We start from the raw sequence: 17,185 nt of genomic DNA, 5'->3' as shown, positions 1-17,185 counted from the left end.
CGGTTTGGAGTGTCGCTTTTAGATTGTGTCGTTATTACAACTAACGTTTGTTATTAGTCACTTTGTTATCAGTTCGAGGTATGATGGCTGTTTACAAGTTTGAATCGGAATGATTATGCAAGCTGAAGCTCTTATTTTATTGATCAATTTCCTATTGGTGACGCTTACTTATTTGTTCGTTTATCCTCGGTTTGCGGGGCGAGATTTGAACAAACTATTTACGAACGACTTGGCTGCTATGGTGATATCTCTCTTGGTGGTTGGCAGCTTATATCAAGGTCAAGACCTCAAGTTATCGTTGATCATTCTAGAGACTAACTGGTTCTGGTTTAGTTTACTGACATATATGCTAATCGAGACGCCTTTTGCACTCAGGTATATCAAAAAATATAAGGTTTTTGAGTAGGGCTGGTTAGCCCTCTGCAAGCATCGAAGGTTCGAGCTCTTCTTCCTGCTCTACTACTTTTCCTACCTTAGCTAATTTCAGAAGGTTTGGCATGATAAAAAGTGTACATAGCGCAGACACTAGCATGGTAATACTAATGAGAAGTCCGAGGTTGAAAATAGGCTGAAACTCTGACAACAAGAGGATTGAGAAGCCTAATGCAATGGTAAAAGCGCTGGTTAATATTGGGAAGGTGATATCTGTCAGGGCTGCTTGAGCTGCGGCATCCCTAGATTGAAGTGCTTTTAAGTTTCGTAAGTAGGCTTCGACGATATGTATGGAGTAATCGATGCCGATGCCGAAGGCAATGCCGCATAGCAGACTAGAGCCGATATCTAAAGGAATCTGCAATAAACCCATCAGTCCGAACATGACCAGTAATGACATGCTTAGTGGGAAGATAGCGATTATTCCAATACGGATTGAGCGGTAGATCGTGCACAAAACCAATAAAAGTCCGACAACCGAAATGATAATGCTGGAAAGTTGTCCTTGGATAATTTCTTTTGAGGCGGCAGCATTCATACTCCCGTAGCCGGTGAATCTAAACGAAACCCCTTCAGGTAAGGTTTCAGCAATAGGGCCTAGATCGTCTAACAGTTGCTGTAACTGCTTGGAGCCATCTGTTTTGGACATGATTACCACGCGAGTTTCATTGTAAGGGCCCACTTTGGCAATAGACTCAAGGTCTCGTGAGGGGCCGCCCTCTAACAAAAATAAATATTGGGATATAAGCTCCGGACTTAGCTCTGAGCTTTGTATCTTGTCATCATTGGGCGATAAGGTTTTGTGTAGCTGTTTGATAAAACCAGATATTGAGCTTGTGTAGCCAACTGCATCATGACGCTTAGCTTGCGCTTCGAGTTTTTCTATCACTCGTAATACCTCAGGAGAAAGGATGCCATTTTGCTCATCTGAGCTTATCCATACGTTCACTGGTACGGTGCCACCTAGTAACTCGTTGATTCTGGCATCATCTTGCCTCAGTTGAGTCTGGGCTTTGAAGGAGTGAAGGTTTTGTTGGTCAACGTAGAAATTAGGAAGCCCGATTAAGGAGAAGACGACTAAAAGGAATAGCAGTGCGAAGCAACGAGAAATGGTTTGCTTTTTAGCAATGTTTTCTAAAGCCTCAAAGAAACGAATGGGGCGCTGAGTTGTTCCTGAAGAAAAATTTATATTTGCCATTAAAGTAGGCAGCACCGTTACAGAAATAATAAACGCGACAATAGCGCTGATTCCAACCATGATGCCGAATTCTTTTATATTAGTAATTTCGGTGTATGAAAGTGAGAAAAAACCAAGAGCTGTCGTCAGCGACGTAAGCAACATTGCGCGAAAAAGTTTACTGACTTTAGCAATAGTTGCTTCTTGCTTACTTGTTTTGTTTTGGTCTAATTTAGATTCGGAAAGAACATGAATGGCATCTGTTACGCCAATGGTGATAATGAATATCGGCAACATCGTGGTCACGATATTCAGGGATATGCCCAGCAAGGTCATGAGTCCAAAGGTGATGACGATACTGATAATTGATACGCTGAGCGCAAAGAACGGGGCCCAGGCACTGCGAAATAAATAGGCCAGTGTTAATGCTATTAATAGGACGATTAAAGGGAAATAGCGTTGATTATCCTTTTCCATAACATTAGAAATTTCTACATTTACGACTGGTGAGCCAGAAAAGTAGAGATCGAAATTACTTGATTCAACGATGGGTTTTATCAACCCTTGAACCTTATTGAATATCGCAGTAGTGCTTGCGCTATCGTCGGTATCGATGTTTAGTTCAAGATTAATTGCCATTGCGCGGCCGTCTGGGCTAACCAAAGCATCCGTAAACAGAGGGTTATCTAATATTTCTTTGCCTTGATTCTGTTGCCATTGAGCGATCTTTTCTTGCTCGAAGTTGGGGGCAATGGTGATCTCATCTTCAAGCATGAAAATGTCATCACTATTTAGTAGTGACTTGATATTGCGAATAGGGAAGAGGTATTGGCCTAGTAATGCTTCTATTTCCTTAGATTCTTGCTCGTTTTTAGCCGCCGCCAGGCTTTGGTTATATTGACTGATTAAGCTGGCCTTATCGAGTGACTTGCCTGTGTTGAGTTTAGGATTGATCATTTCTATCAAGTCAACGGAGTCTAGAGTCTTATGAATAGTTTCTAATAAGCTCAGTGACTCTGCAGAAAAAATATCGCCAGATTTTGCCTCGAGAATAATAACAATGGTTTCTCTGGATCGCTCAAAAATATCTGTCATCAGATCTTCTTTAACGCGCTCTGTGTGGGTGCGGTCCAAGAAATAGGGCGTGGTGTTTTTTGTTACTTGAGCCGCGAGAAATGCTGATACGAGGATAATTGCCAGAGTGATAATAAAACTGAGTGCGGGTCGAGAAACAATTTGGCGAATCAGTGGGGTTTCTGTCATGGGTGCGTCTATTCTAAGTTTGTTGTGCAGTGCAAATGGATTCTTAACATATAGGGTGCTCTGCCAATTCTGGGCGTGGCGAGAGATATATGTAGTCCTATGGAATCCAGACGTGCGCACTTTAACAGTATTTTTCGGCTGTTCAAGTAGTTATTTGCACTTGGGTTAACAGTTTTTTATCAGAGCGCAAAAAATTATGAATCGAGTCGTCTTGTGTAAGAAAAATGCTTGGGCATACTCTATACTCTACTTTAGAGCACAAACGATTTTATCTTGTAACAATTGTGGTGCTTCATTATGGCCGCTCTCATAATAAGTTGCTCAGTATACTAAAGGCCGTTAACTAGCCATAGCGATCTGAGCATGTAATGACTAATAAAAGTTGAGTGAGTTATGAAAGTACTGATTGTTGATGACCAGCGTTCTATGAGGTTTGTGTCTCTAGCAGTAGTTGCCGGGCTTGGGCATGATGTCATCGAGGCCGAATGTGGACAGGATGCAATTGACCTCTGTCGGCAAGAGAAAGTCGATTTGATTTTGATGGACGTTGAAATGCCTGGTCTTAACGGTTTTGAAACGACTAAAATTATTCGTCAAGATACCTCTATATGGTTCCCCATTATTTTTGTTAGTGCTAAAACGGATACTAAGTTTTTTACTGTGGGTATTCAGTCAGGCGGCGATATTTATCTTTATAAGCCGATAGTGCCTGAAGTGCTTGAAGCGATGATTCATGCGATGGAGCGTATCGCCCAGATTCAGGACGAGCTTCATGGCACCAAATTAAAAATGGAGTTGCTCGCATTTCAAGACACCTTAAAAGGACTGGTGAACCGCCGTGGTTTTGATAAGGCCATGGAGCTGGAGATCACTAGGTCAATCAAAGAGAAAGACCCTTTAACTTTGATTATGATCGATGTTGATCAGTTTAAACCTTTCAATGATAACAACGGACATCAAGCCGGTGACGAGTGTTTAAAGGCTGTTGGTGAAACCTTGCGTAAAGCGATGTGCCGACCAGCCGATATTGTTGCTCGGTATTGTGGGGAAGAATTCGCAGTGATTTTGCCTAATACCAATGCGGTGCAAGCGCAAGCGGTTGCGAAGCGTATAAATAAGTTGTTTAGTGATTTGAATTATCCTCATGAACACTCTTTAGTGGCAGATCATGTCACGGTTAGTGGTGGGATTGCTCAGTTTGCTGGTGAAGGGCAAAGTGCGGCAGAGTTTATCGAGAGTGCTGACAAATTATTATATGAAGCTAAAGAAGCAGGCCGTAATCGTATTTTATAGTTAATGAAGTTTATATTACTTACGCATGAGCGGGAATTAGAAAAGAAGAATAATACGGGTGCAGTCGTTAGAGGTATATTGAAGGGTGATTGCGAACTTGTCGTTTGGAAGCGTCGGGAACCCGATGAAAGTTTATTGAGTCTATTGGCTCGGCAGCAAGCCGCGGTGCTCTTTCCTAGAGAAGAACTGCCTACACAAAACACCGATAGCCCTGGCACTTATCAGCCTGACCCTCAATGTCTTTTTTCCTATACTCACTACGTGATTCTGGATGCTACTTGGCAACAAGCCAAGAAAATGTATAGACAAAGCCCTTATTTGCAACAAGCCGACAAGTTCTCTTTGGATAACGTGACACCTTCCACTTTTGTGCGTAGAGGAAATCAGCTAAAAGGCGGGTTGTGTACGGCTGAGTGTGTTATCGAACTACTTGAGCTTGCAGGTGAGTCTGAGTCAGCAAGTGAACTCGCTTATCATTATGAGGCGTTTAACAGGGCGCTGCCATCTTAATGTAGCCATTTATTTAGCTTCTCTTGAACGATCATGGCATCGACAGGCTTGCTAATATAGTCATTCATTCCCACAGCAAAGCATTTATCATCATCACCTTTCATTGCATTAGCTGTCATGGCAACAATAGGTAGCTGCTTGGCGTTTTCTCCGGCTTTACCTTGTCTGATCGCTGTAGTTGCTTCATATCCATCCATTTCCGGCATTTGGCAGTCCATGAAAATGAGGTTGTAGGGGACCGTTTTTTCAGCGTCGCGTATCATTTCTAGCGCTTCTAGGCCGTTGGCAGCGATATCGCACTGTTGGTCAAGCGCCTCAAGAATACCTTGTACAACGAGCTGGTTTACATAGACGTCTTCAACAAGCAGGATTCTAGACTCGCTCAAATCTGTAGTGGGGTCTTCTATAGCCGCTATCGCACTTTGCGTTAGCTCTGGTTTTTCTGAATAGAGGCTGAGCTCCATGCTTTGGATTAGGTCATTGGAACAGATAGGCTTATAGATATGGGCATCGAAGCCATGAGTCTTGCAATAGTTTTCATCGACCTGGGAACCGTACTTTGTCATGAGTATCAGGTATAAGGTTTCATTGCCTGCTTGGCTGCGAAGGTTGTCGCTAAGGTCGTGGGCAGAACCTTCAATCAGGTCTGCATCGATATAGATCAAGGGGACCTTACCAGGCCCGACAACATGTTCATTGAGTGAATTGAGCACGGAATTGGAGCTGTCGCAGATATATGAGGGAATTCCCCATTTACTTAGCTGTTTCTCAATTTCCTTGGCTGTGTCCTGATGTTTATCGAGAATAAATGCTAGCAGTTGTTCGGTCTCAAATTGTGGCGCGCTTTCTTTGTTTTCAGTAGAGCTGTCAACCATGAATGAGGCAGTAAAGACACTACCTTTACCTAGCTCACTGGCGACTCTAATATCGCCATGCATTAATTGGCATAAATTTCGAGAAATAGTTAAACCAAGGCCAGTGCCGCCATATTTTCGAGTGGTTGAGGCATCTGCTTGTGAGAATGAGTCAAATATCGTTGCCAGCTTATCTTTAGCTATTCCGGTACCGGTATCGTGAACTTCGCAAATTAGATCCAGGCTGTCACCAAAGTCTTCGTAGACTTCTACTTTTAGGGTTACGCTACCGGAAGAAGTAAACTTTATCGCATTCGATATTAAATTCGTTAAGACTTGCCTGATTCGCCCAGGGTCACTTGTGATATGGGTTTTATTGATGCCCGAAACATCGACAACGAAGTCTATGTCTTTGTCGTATGCTTGCTTACTAAGTGTTTTCGCCAAGCTGGAGATTAAGTCAATTAAGTCGAAAGAGACCTGCTCAAGCTCGAGTTTACCTGACTCAACCTTAGAGAAGTCGAGTATATCGTTGATCAAGCTTAGCAAGGACTCAGCACTAGATTTTGCCAATGAGGCTCTTTGTCTTTGCTCATCACTGAGCTCTGTGTTCATCAGCAGATTGAGCATGCCGAGTACACCGTTCATTGGCGTGCGTACTTCATGACTCATGCTGGCCAGGAACTCAGACTTAACTTTCAACGCATTTTCGGCAACGGCTTTTTCTTCTTGAAGGGCTATTTCACGGAATTCTAGTTCTTGTGCGTAATCAGATAATTTTGAGGCTGAAACTTTGACCTCTGAAAGATCCTCGATACAAATAAAGGCTCCGAGGACTTCGTTATTTTCGCCAAAATCAGGATGGTAATTCGCTTTGCAATGCCTTATACCGTTAACGGTCGCCATATCTGTTTCCAAGTGACAGGACGTCCCGCTTAGAGCCTTTTTAATGTAGGGTTGAGTCCGTTCGTAAATGGCTTCACCCAAGGCTTCAGAAATTGCTTTACCCTTATAGGTGCTAGTATCACGGCCGCTCCAGCGACTATAGTTCTTGTTAACGAACTGAAAGCGCTCTTGTGCATCAATGTAGGAAAGTAATACGGGGACACCGTCGGTGATGCCATCGATAATACGCCGGGTTTCGTTTACCTCCTCAGCGCGTTTGGCTATGTCTTTGGCAAGAGCATTATAGCGCTTAACCAAAGTGCCTAACTCATCCTCGCTTTGGTAGCTTAAGGGAGAATTTAGGCCGTTACTTTGTTGCTGGTGTAGCTCTTCGGTAATGCTTTCCAAGGGCCTAATCAAGGTTCTACGCTGGTTGAGATAGGCTGTAGCCGCAAGTAGGGTAATTCCCCCAGCACAGAGTAGAAATAAGCTAAAGAGAAATGTCTTGGTTTCTTTAAATGTCGGTATATTATGAAATTCCATAAATACCTCGTAAGGGCGCACGCGATTAAGCTCTGGGTTCAGTAGTTTGATGCGAGCATGATGAAAAAAACCGTCATCGCTAATTTGATGATTCTGGTTTTGTCCATTTGTGATGAAACGCTTCTAGGTTTCTAATTGGGCATTGTCGAGTGAATTATGAACATTTTGGCCAATATTTTCTTCTTGGCTGTCTGCGCTGATAATGCCACTTGCCTGTTCCACCGGGAGCAAGCGGGTCATGTCATTTCGTGCCGTTAAGGCTTTAACAATACGCCTTAAATTAGCTGTGTTAGCATTGGTTTCATTAGCGATAAGTAGCGTGTCTTGTATATGCTGGGCAATTATATTGCTTTCACGCTCTAATGTTCGCTCTGCGTGATAAGAGAATAATAGCGAGACGGACAGCAAAAATATCGTGCCAATAAGGATACTTGGTATCGCTAACTTGAAGGATAGTGATGTAGTTAGCTTATTCATTTACGTTTGTTGCCACGTCAGTATATGCCCAGTGCTATTCAATGAGGTTAGGGGCTAGGCAATTGACTGATATGTGTCAGGAGTGTGCTGACGTCGATAATTGCTTCGTTAAAGCTTGCCCCTCCTTAAAAATAGCATAACTGTGCATTTTCGCCGTAAAAATGGAGGAATAATTCTTAGGGATAGATCGGTTTTCTTGAGCTATCAGCGTTAACTGAGAGTGTTATTGCGTTATGAAAGCGGGAGCTTGTGTCTTATTGTGATGTTTCCCTGGATTTCTTTGGTCTGATAGGTGCAGTAGCATAGGCTTTGTACGCTTAGACTTGGGAGGACTGGCTGTGTATAGCCTGATAAGTGGCGCTGTAAGGTGCTGAGTGAGTACGACTGTTTATAAAAGCCCAAAGTAAGATGAGGGTGGTAGTCGCGTGCGGGATTATCCTGACAGATAGATTCCAGTGTACCGCGTATCTTTAGAAGAAGAGGGTGCTTGTTTATCGAAAGGTAGGGGGCTGTCTCGAAACTGTCTAGGCCTAGGCTTTCTAGAGAAAAGGGCGAAAGCTTTAATTCTTCAAGCGCTCTGATTTGCCGGGCGAGCTTCTCTTCGCAGAAGTGAGCAGGATCCACCAGTCCGCAAGCAGATAAAGTGATGTGAGGTGCTCTCTGGTAATCAGGTAGTACTAGTGTTTTGACATGAGCGCGGGCGCGTTGGAAGGCTTTGAGCCAGTCTTCTTGCTGAACCACTATTGCCCAAAAGCCGTAATGCTCAATACCTTGATGCCAATTAAGCGGGTCATGCGGGCTAACTGCAATGGAATTCTTTGCCTGAGAGGCAGAAAGGTTTTGCATAAGTGAAATAGGTCAGAGTGATATGGAAGTTCTGAAATAGTTTAATTAAAGCGCGAGTGTTGGTGCAAATAAATATCAATCCACACTCACAATGCCAGTATCTGAGCTACACTGAAAGCATGTTTTTTCAAAGAAGTATTAACAGTGCCCCTATTAGCAAATGCTTGGCGATTAAGCCCTTTAATTGTTGTCGTTTTATCCTTTTTTCTGGTTCGTATCAGCTCTATTGAAGCTCTCGATGAAAACGTACTGCGGACTGCTCCTTACCTATTAGCGTGTATCTTACTTGGCTTTTCTGCCATGTTTAATCGAAGCCGCTTTATTGCCCCGATTTTCATCGCCCTGTTTGCCTATTACTTTATTCAAACGAAGCTGCAAACGCCTTTGACAAGATCAGACGTGATGGCGATGTTTAGTGGACTTAATCTCCTTTTTTGTACATCGTTGATGTTTGCTTCGCTCGTTCCTGAAAAAGGTATGTTTAACCGAACAGGTGGAGTATATGCACTGGTATTAGCGGCTGGAGCTATGCTCTTGTGGTATTTTGGTGCCAGTGAGGCGTGGCAGGCTAAGTTAGCGGCGATTGCCAACCACCAAAGTGCTTTGTTTGAAGACCGGTATTGGGTGACCGAGGCTTTGTTATATTGCCACGCCTTGTGTTTTTCAGTGTTAGCTCTGCTTGCCTTGATTCGCAAACATGTTGCAGATTTCGCTTTATTATTAACCTGGCTATCTGGCGTGTCAGTCTTTTTCGACTTCTCTTCAAATCACCTTAGTTCAGTATGCTTCTCAATGCTGTTTTTGGCTTTGTTTATTCTTTATCAACAAAGTAATTATCAGGTGACTTATAAAGATGCATTAACCGGAATATCAGGTCGCCGTGCTTTGGAAGATTATCTTTCCACTTTAGGTCGTCATTACTCGGTAGCGATGCTCGATGTCGATCACTTTAAAAAATTTAATGATACCCATGGTCATGATGTGGGTGACCAGGTTTTGCGTATGGTGGCTTCAAAGATCGCTCAGGTCGAGGGTGGAGGGCGAGCTTTCCGTTATGGTGGAGAAGAATTTACCATTGTCTTTAACCGCCGAAGTGCTGACGACATTTTTGTCTTTGCCGAGGCCGTGCGTGAATCGATACAAAACTATGCGCTAAAGCTTAGGTCCGATGACCGTGAGCAGGATAAGAAGACAGGGAAAAAGCATAGAGGTCAGGGTAATCCTTCTAAGACCGTTTCGGTGACAATAAGTATAGGTTTGGCAAATAGCGAGCCAGGGTATCGACCAGCTGAGGTCATCAAGAAGGCGGATGACTTGCTTTATAAAGCAAAAGAGGCAGGGAGAAATTGCACAATTAAAGAAAGTCCGCGATCTGTCTAGTCGGCACGCTATTATCCAATTACAAGCTCTCTATGCTCCCCGTATCGATTGTACGGCGAGCTTGATCTGTTCTTTTCTGGTGAAGGCATTATCTTTGGCTTCTTGTAAGGCGAGTTTTTTGGCTTCGTCACTTAATTCATTTGAGTCTAGGATATCTTGCCGTTGTTGGTAGAATTCTGTTAGGCGAGCTTGCCACTGTGGCGTATTGGATTCTAGGTAGGCCATTCTTTGTGCGATCTTTTCTCCATAGAAATTAGCTCTTAAATCGAAGATTTCTTCAGCCGTGTCAGACTGATTCTTAAGCCTGTTTATTTGTGCGGTGAGCTTTTTTTCTTCGCGCTTATAGCGCATGCCTTGAGCCATCTTACTGGGCAGTTGGCTTTCGGCCTGAGCCATCAGCTGATCTTTTTCCTGCTCGCTTAGTGAACTGTCGCTGTTGATCAGTAAGCGCTGATAAGAATAGTCATCATAACGTTCTTCGTGACCGAACAAGGCTTCACTTAGTTCTTTACCGAGGTATTGTCGACGTGTGTTTTTTTTATCATCAAGCGCAGAGCGCAGCATTGTCAGGTTTTCCTGCTGACTGAAGTCTGTGTTCATGGCAAATTGCTCTGTACTCAGGTTGCCTTTATAAAGCAGATAATTGTCTGCTATTTCCTGGGCTTTCATCGTTGCTTCGCCAGACAAACTCATCTCAATATACTCGCGTATGCGTTCAATGACCTGGTCTTGTCCCTCGATATGAGAAGCCATAAGGAAATACTCGAATATGTTTTTGATGTTCTCATTGATGACTAGCTTCCCTTGAGGGTCAACTAAAAACTGTTCGATCGCTATATCAGACATATGCAGGGGCAGCGCGCCGTAGCGTGATGCGGATTCGTACTCATGGGTTGAGTTGAAGGGTGTGCTCGCTAAGACTTGTCACACCCTGATTTCTATTTCATTGCGGCTTAGCTAGCGATGAGTTGCTTAACAATCTTGTTAAAGTGGCGAGCAAAAAGATAGTGGGTTTCACTTTTCAGACGGGTAAAGTGAGTCGTATTGAGGTGCTTTGATAGCAGCTCAGCGGCTTCTAGGGGAATAACATCATCATGTTCGCCGTGCCAGAATTGATATTCTGTTCGACAATTTTTTACCGAAAAGGCAAGAGCACTGAAGCTAAGCTTTAGTTCTTCTGCCCAAATACCAACACCTTGCTTAGCCGATTGCTTGAGATTAGCGGTTGAATAGTTTCGATATTGACTTGTTTTTAACAAGTTAATATCTGCAGCACGACCTTCAAGTGTGGGGCGAATATAGTTCAACTGCTGGGAATAAAAGTGTTCGATGTCTTTTCCAACAGCCATTTTTAAAATGGGTTCGATCAAAAATGGAGCAAACTTTAGACTTCGATTAACGGCCGTTACGAGTGAAGGGATGTTGGCGCAGGCCATAATATCTTCGATACGCGGCATGGCATTAACCATCGCAATGCGCTCGATGCGATCTGGCAGAAACTCTGCCAAGGCAAGCGCGTAACTACCACCTATAGAGTGTGCAAGAATTTTTACTTTATCTAGTTTTAGGTGATCTAGTAGTTGCTCAAGATCCGAGCACCAGTCTTGGTGGTTACGTTCGGGGTGGCAGTCAGAATCTCCGTAGCCAGGACGTTCGGGAACAATAATTCGGATATTTTCTTGTTCAAAAAGGCTTGATGCACCCGGAGGTAACTCCATTGAAGAGCCCATAAGGTTATGTAGTAAAATGATGGCGTGAGTTTCGGAGCTGGTCGAGCAATATGGGTCAGTTGCACGTTTATTTTTTAAAAGTTCAGGCTTTGGATGATCGCAATAACTCATACGCCTGCCGTCTTTCAGGTAAATAACGTTCTGCTCAGGCTCGCTTGTTTGGTCAGCAATAGGAGATAAAGGCCTATCGAGTTGATGTGAGGAGCCGAGTTTATATAATAAGACTTTTCTGATTAACTCCGGTTTCCTAGTCACCCCAAGTTTCTGATAAATGTTGCTTAAGTGGCCTCTTACCGTTGCCTCTTTTAACTTTAGTTTGGTGGCAGTCTTCTTGCTGGATAGCTCATTGATCAAGGTGACTACGACTAGTGCCTCGGTATCTGTTAGCTGGTAGTGTGCCTTGAGAAGCTCGGTGTTAATTAGCTCTTCCTGCTCTGTTTGAAAACAGAGATAAAAATGCTGGCTGAGCTGCATATCTGCCTCATTGCCTGGCAAGGCGGTAAGATGGACCAGCTTAGGTTTGCCTTGGTATGCCTTTTTAGTGCTGAGGCTTTCTACAGCTGAGTCGACGGGTTCAAGTGCTAGTGAGATGATGCTGAAGTTTTGGTCGCCGGTTAATGGCATAAGCTCTGTGTTCAGCCGAAGGTGTTCCGCGCTCAGGTAACCCTGATCAATTTGCCAGTGCTGACTGGCATTGAAGAAGTGCTCAGCTCGCTCATTGATGTCAATTATTCGGCCTGTCTCATTAATAATTAATGCCGCCATGGGAATATGGTTCAGGGAACTTTCTGTCTGTAAGGGGTGTTCCTGGCTGCTAAGTTGGGCACTGATTTTGATCGCCGTTTTCAGGTGTTTCATGACACGCAAGGAAACGTCTCTAAACGGATGCTCATGAGGTAGGTTTTCAGAGATGGAAATACAGTTTGACAGGCTCAGCAGTAGATTGAACCATTCGTCTTTCTTGCTCGCGAAGCGATAGATAAGGGAGATCAGTTCATCTTCTTCGAGGCTGAATTTCTCTATGGTAAGTGGTGCGTTATTTTCGAGCAGGTTAATCATGACTACATCCTTGTGACTACTTAACTAATCCGTATTCAATACAGTGTTCAAATAAAAATAAAATTAGCGCTTCCTGGCTTTCAAGCCTAGTTTTACGAAGCACTGATTGGAGTTGCTTGCGTACAGTCTGTTCGGAGACGCCTCTGTGCTCTGAAATATCACTAAGGCGAGCTCCTTCGAATAGTAAAATGCTTAATTCTTTCTCTGCCTTACTCAGTTTCAGAGCCTGAAATCTTAGGTTTTCTTTTAAGTGTTGCGCATAGTTGGCGCCTAAAAAATACACCCATGCAAGGCCGGTTCTGGTGTAATGTCTGAACAGCCTGGGTACGCAAGCTGTCGTGCTGATAATTACCGGATATTCTATTTCATTAATACTTAGCTTGAACAACACGCTGTGCTTGCTTGTCGCATTCATACAGTCGTGGATAGCATTTCTAAGTACGATGCGCTGATTAGCCCGAGTGCATAACTTCAGTAGGTCGATGTGCTCACGAGCTAGATGCCTTAATGATGTACTCGCGTCAAACTCTTCGTTTGTAATAGATGAATTGATTAATTGTCTAAACAACTTATTGCTAAACACACTATTAACTTGGTTATCGACAGCAAGGGTGGGGAGTGGGTAGTGGCCCAGAACTTGATAAACTGATTCAATTTCTTGCTGCTGTTGGTTTATTTTATGGCAGAGAAGTAAGGCCTGGGCGATATGTGGCAGTAGGTGTCTCTGTGTATTGGATAGGGGGAGCTGGGCTTCTGCGCGGCGATCAAAAGCAATGCTAGCGACCAACTCGGCGCGATGGTCGAAAGGAATACACGGATAAAGTACGTGTTTGTGAACAAAAATATAATAAGAACTAGAGCTACCGGCCGGTGCTTCCTTGCGAATGTCGCTTAGCTCAGTCTCGCTCAATAACGAGCTTTGCCAAGGGATTAGGCGTTCACTAAGGTCAATTGAAGCGCTGCCGAAGATGTCGCAAAGTTCTTGTGCCAAGCCTTCGGGGCCTTTAGATGCACTGTCGTAGAGCTTTAAGGTGAGCACTGAGCTGTCAAGGGGCGCTTTTTTTATAGAACTGCTATACACGTTTTATTCCGAAACTTATCTATCAATGCTGTTAAAGCGTTTGTCTTTTATCTAGTGCGTTTATAAGTGAGCATCATAGGGAATTTTAAGCAACAAATCGGTCTTGACACTTTGTTTTTGTGACAAGACTTCTTAATAAGTAGAAGTACGTGGTGATTCTGTGATCTTATCGCACTGAATTTATAGGGCTTCGTCACAGCGGTACTTACTTGGCTAAGTTCGTGTTTAAGAGGGATGACATTTGAATAGCCTTCATTGATTGAGTTGGATCATGTCTCATATTCCAGAAAACATGCTAATCTGAAGATCTTCACTTACGGAGATCATGTATGAGTCATACTGTTGAAGGTCAAGAGACCCATAAACATTGGGGGCGTCTAGGGCGCTCCATCCTCAATGGAGTGATAGGTGACTACCTTGAAAAAGAATGTAACCCTTTGGCTATCCAGATGGGCTTTTATTACCACTACAAACGCTTGGTCTTAAATGAACACCTCGTTCATCAGCTGGATGCGCCGTTAAGTAATAAGGTGGTTGTATTTGTTCATGGGCTAACAAACCTGGAAACGGTTTGGGATTACCACCTAAAGGCTCCCAGTGAAGGGGAATCTCTCGTCGATCATTATATTGATAGCTGTTTCGACTATAAAGGCGGCGATGTCAGGGAAAACTATGGTACAAAGTTGCAGGAAGATTTTGGTTATACACCGTTCTATCTTCGCTACAATACCGGACTTTCTTTAGAAAAAAATGGTCGTCTTCTGGCAAAGCAACTGACTCAATTGCACGAAGCCTACCCGATTAATATTGATGAACTGATGCTTGTCGGTTTCAGTATGGGCGGACTCTTACTTCGACATGCTCAATATTGTGCCATCCAAACTGATATGCCTTGGCTCTCGAACTTAAGTAAATGTATGTACTTGGGTACACCGCACGAAGGCTCACCGCTTGAAAAGTTTGGCCACTTTAGCGGTGAAATCGTTCGACACTTTCCTCGGGATTACATTAGCCATTGGGCTGATTGGATTGATCGGCGGAGTGAAGGTATTCAAGATTTAAAGCATGGCTTGAAGTTTTTTGCTCCATCTGAAGACATTGAGTCGTCATGTGCGAGTTTCTATGATCAGGCTCGTCATTACTTTATTAGTGGTAGTGTTGGAAAGAATGAAGATAGCTTTATTAGCAGAGTGATGGGGGGTAGCTTGGTCAGACAGGGTAGTGCTAACCCGGGCTCTGCGCCAACACATAGCTAAAACGCTCACTTTGAAGGCCTGCCACATATTCCATTGGCGCACTCTGACCGCGTGTACCAGCAGATAGCATGCTGGGTTGATGAAGATGAGCGAAGATTGCGTACACGTCATGCGGGGAAAGCGCTCGATTTAATCAACTATCAGGTAATACGTAAACCCTATATCCCCGAAGCTGGGCAGCAAGATGTGTCCAATCAAGCTTTATTAGCAGGCACTATCGATTTGATGGCGAGCGCTTACGATAAAACGGTAGAAACAGTTGAGACGGTTCATTACTCAATTGCTGAAGAGCCCTTTTATGTGATGCAAAAATTACCCGTAGTGAGTCAAATAGCCAAACCTATTGAAGCCGTGCACCGAGATATTCTGGATATCGTCTATCGTTCACTAAGAGGTGGCGGCAAGCTTGTCCATCGTGCGGCTAAATTGCTTACCCCGGATGACCTTGCACAAGCTAGACCTAATGCATAGTTTTTACTTTGCCTTTCTATTACCATAAGTAGTGCTATCATAAAAATAACCCAAGCTTTTTCCACCACTTACATAATAAATTTAAGGTGAGTTACATGCCTATGCGTTTTATGTCTGCTTTTAGACACTTTTTACCTATGATTGTCTGCGCGATGCTGGCTGGACTGCTCTCTGGAGCAAGCTACGCCACAGATAATAAGCGGTTTGAATCGTCCGTTCGAATTGGTTACGTACCTCATCTTTCTTTCAAAGTTGATAACGGTATTGCTTCAGGAAGTCTTGCAAATTTGATGGAATGCTCGAGCGCATACTTTTCTCATGTCGAGTTTGTCGAAATGCCACACTACTCATTCATGGAAGGTGCGCTTGATAGTAATGTGATTGATATTGGTTTGAATATGGTCAAGACCAAATCGCGGGATAAAGTCGCTGAATATGCCTTTGACCTATATACCTCACGTATTTTACTCGTGGGTAATGGTAATTCCCGAAACAATCAAGGTGCAGGTATTCTTGCGGTTAAACAAGGCAGTGATATCGATATTTTGTTGTTGGCTAAGGGCTATCAAGTTAACACTCAAGCTTATTCGATTGATAGGCTGATCGAGATGTATCGTGAAGGACTCATTAATTCATTTGCAGAGTCAGAAGTGAGTATCTTTGATGCGCTTCAGGCTTTGGATGCGGATGAGGTCGATTATGATTATGAAGTACTGGCCGAAGCCGCTGGCGGAGCTTATGTCGCTAAGCACTTCTTGAAAAATAACCCCTCAGTGATTAAAGACTGGCAGCAAGTAACGAGTGTTTGTGCTTACCTTGCACCCAAGATCGAATTATAAGTAGATCCTGTTGTCAGGCCTATGCTCCCTTGATTCGGGCTGATCATCCCTAGGAAATTATGCCTCTTTTCTGATAGAATCCGCGTGCGCCGTAGAGATAGCTGTATAAGTTTTGTGCAGTTTTACGGTGCCATATTCTAGCGATTTACGAAAGAGGTTCGTTGCATGTCTGTTGTTCGATGGCTATTAGGCCGTATTATTCTATTAGTTGATTTTCTGTTTAAGCCTCGTAAACCCAAGCTTTCCAGCGAGAAGCAGTTAGAACTGGACGCGGCGACGCAGAACATATCGCTATATCAGTATGCTGCCTGTCCATTTTGCGTAAAGGTTCGATGGGCTGCGCGTCGTCAGGGCTTAAATATTGAGACTCGTGATGCGAAACGCAATAAGCAGTTTGCTGAAGAGCTACAGTCCGGTGGAGGAAAGCTTAAGGTGCCATGCTTAAGAATAGAAAAAGATGGTGAGCAACAATGGATGTATGAGTCGTCAGATATTATTTCTTATCTTCAAGAGCAATATACATAAGAGAGTCCTGCAGAGGGCCCCAGCCCTCGCTATGCGGAGTTAGATAGGTTCAAAGGTGCGACCTGCCAGCGAGGCTCGGTACAAATCTAGCTGTTACTCTCTCCAAGAACCTTTCTGATTTCCTGTTCTGCATAATCCAGTTCTTTAGCAAAAGAGCTTATTGCTTCTTCTTGCACTTCATTTGGGAACTGTGTGTTGTTTTCCAGATCAATTGCCAGGCAAGCTACTCTATTTATACCCAGTTCTTCAGCACTTGTGCGTAAGCGGCTTGCTTTCTCAGTGATCATTTGTTTGTTGATAGCGCTGAGCCCAGAGTTTAAGTGCTGTCTGATCTCGCCAACTTCAGCGACGAATTGCGATAAGGCACTCCGATAATGTTGCTCGTCTCCCAGGCTAGTTCGCAGGCCAATATTTTGGTCGAGCACGCCAGCGGGAAGGCCTGTTGATGAGCCAAAATTATTGCTTGACGAATCAGGGGCTTCGTCAACAAAATTATCAGGCTCAGGCTCAGGCTCAGGCTCAGGCTCAGGCTCAGGCTCAGGCTCAGGCTCAGGCTCAGGCTCA

Annotated in this window: 16 protein-coding genes; 8 read left to right on the top strand and 8 right to left on the bottom strand. The window is 43.8% G+C overall.

The window, feature by feature from the left end:
• Positions 1–115: 115 nt before the first annotated feature.
• Positions 116–406 carry a hypothetical protein gene (locus A3735_RS23570; protein WP_068516158.1) on the top strand — a complete coding sequence of 97 codons (291 nt, stop codon included), beginning with the start codon at positions 116–118 and terminating at the stop codon, positions 404–406.
• Between the two features lie 6 nt (positions 407–412).
• Here A3735_RS23570 and A3735_RS23565 read toward each other — a convergent pair whose 3' ends face one another.
• Complete coding sequence (locus tag A3735_RS23565; protein WP_068516129.1) at positions 413–2,872, bottom strand: RND family transporter; 2,460 nt, start codon at positions 2,870–2,872, stop codon at positions 413–415.
• 393 nt (positions 2,873–3,265) lie between these two features.
• Between A3735_RS23565 and A3735_RS23560 the strand changes: the two genes are divergently transcribed.
• A complete protein-coding gene (locus A3735_RS23560; protein ID WP_068516126.1) occupies positions 3,266–4,165 on the top strand; it encodes a diguanylate cyclase in 900 nt (299 codons plus the stop codon).
• 3 nt (positions 4,166–4,168) lie between these two features.
• Complete coding sequence (locus A3735_RS23555; protein ID WP_068516123.1) at positions 4,169–4,675, top strand: tRNA-uridine aminocarboxypropyltransferase; 507 nt, start codon at positions 4,169–4,171, stop codon at positions 4,673–4,675.
• Here A3735_RS23555 and A3735_RS23550 read toward each other — a convergent pair.
• The 3 genes from A3735_RS23550 to A3735_RS23540 form a co-directional block, all read right to left on the bottom strand.
• Positions 4,672–6,957 carry an ATP-binding protein gene (locus tag A3735_RS23550; protein ID WP_068516119.1) on the bottom strand — a complete coding sequence of 762 codons (2,286 nt, stop codon included), beginning with the start codon at positions 6,955–6,957 and terminating at the stop codon, positions 4,672–4,674. The two genes, A3735_RS23555 and A3735_RS23550, sit on opposite strands and share 4 nt — an antisense overlap.
• A 123-nt stretch (positions 6,958–7,080) precedes the next feature.
• The gene (locus tag A3735_RS23545) at positions 7,081–7,434 is read right to left on the bottom strand and encodes a hypothetical protein (protein WP_068510086.1); all 354 of its coding nucleotides are present in this window, start codon (positions 7,432–7,434) and stop codon (positions 7,081–7,083) included.
• Between the two features lie 231 nt (positions 7,435–7,665).
• The gene (locus A3735_RS23540) at positions 7,666–8,280 is read right to left on the bottom strand and encodes a 2'-5' RNA ligase family protein (protein ID WP_068552615.1); all 615 of its coding nucleotides are present in this window, start codon (positions 8,278–8,280) and stop codon (positions 7,666–7,668) included.
• Positions 8,281–8,424: 144 nt separating this feature from the next.
• Between A3735_RS23540 and A3735_RS23535 the strand changes: the two genes are divergently transcribed.
• Positions 8,425–9,660, top strand: a complete 1,236-nt coding sequence (locus A3735_RS23535) for a diguanylate cyclase (RefSeq protein ID WP_068510957.1) — start codon at positions 8,425–8,427, stop codon at positions 9,658–9,660.
• 30 nt (positions 9,661–9,690) lie between these two features.
• Here A3735_RS23535 and A3735_RS23530 read toward each other — a convergent pair whose 3' ends face one another.
• From A3735_RS23530 to A3735_RS23520, 3 genes are all read right to left on the bottom strand, one after another.
• The gene (locus tag A3735_RS23530) at positions 9,691–10,506 is read right to left on the bottom strand and encodes a lipase secretion chaperone (protein WP_068510955.1); all 816 of its coding nucleotides are present in this window, start codon (positions 10,504–10,506) and stop codon (positions 9,691–9,693) included.
• 107 nt (positions 10,507–10,613) lie between these two features.
• Entirely contained in the window at positions 10,614–12,449 is a 1,836-nt protein-coding gene (locus A3735_RS23525; protein WP_068510952.1) for an alpha/beta fold hydrolase, read from the bottom strand.
• A 16-nt stretch (positions 12,450–12,465) separates the two neighbouring features.
• On the bottom strand, positions 12,466–13,530 hold the full coding sequence (locus A3735_RS23520) for a helix-turn-helix transcriptional regulator (RefSeq protein ID WP_068510950.1): 1,065 nt from the start codon (positions 13,528–13,530) through the stop codon (positions 12,466–12,468).
• 329 nt (positions 13,531–13,859) lie between these two features.
• Here A3735_RS23520 and A3735_RS23515 point away from each other — a divergent pair, with 329 nt between their 5' ends.
• The 4 genes from A3735_RS23515 (at position 13,860) to A3735_RS23500 (ending at position 16,621) form a co-directional block, all read left to right on the top strand.
• Positions 13,860–14,786: a triacylglycerol lipase gene (locus tag A3735_RS23515; RefSeq protein ID WP_068510948.1), complete on the top strand. Its 927-nt coding sequence runs from the start codon at positions 13,860–13,862 to the stop codon at positions 14,784–14,786.
• 51 nt (positions 14,787–14,837) lie between these two features.
• Positions 14,838–15,257, top strand: coding sequence for a hypothetical protein (locus tag A3735_RS23510; protein WP_068510945.1), 420 nt, complete (start codon positions 14,838–14,840; stop codon positions 15,255–15,257).
• A 95-nt stretch (positions 15,258–15,352) separates the two neighbouring features.
• Complete coding sequence (locus A3735_RS23505; RefSeq protein WP_068510943.1) at positions 15,353–16,096, top strand: hypothetical protein; 744 nt, start codon at positions 15,353–15,355, stop codon at positions 16,094–16,096.
• Positions 16,097–16,261: 165 nt separating this feature from the next.
• Positions 16,262–16,621: a glutathione S-transferase N-terminal domain-containing protein gene (locus tag A3735_RS23500; RefSeq protein WP_068509001.1), complete on the top strand. Its 360-nt coding sequence runs from the start codon at positions 16,262–16,264 to the stop codon at positions 16,619–16,621.
• A gap of 86 nt (positions 16,622–16,707) precedes the next feature.
• Here the strand turns inward: A3735_RS23500 and A3735_RS23495 are convergent.
• A partial coding sequence (locus A3735_RS23495; protein WP_197486002.1) for a hypothetical protein occupies positions 16,708–17,185 on the bottom strand: 478 nt, incomplete at its 5' end.

The sequence above is a fragment of the Oleiphilus sp. HI0061 genome (genome assembly GCF_001635675.1).
This window is presented reverse-complemented; position numbering and strand designations above follow the sequence as displayed.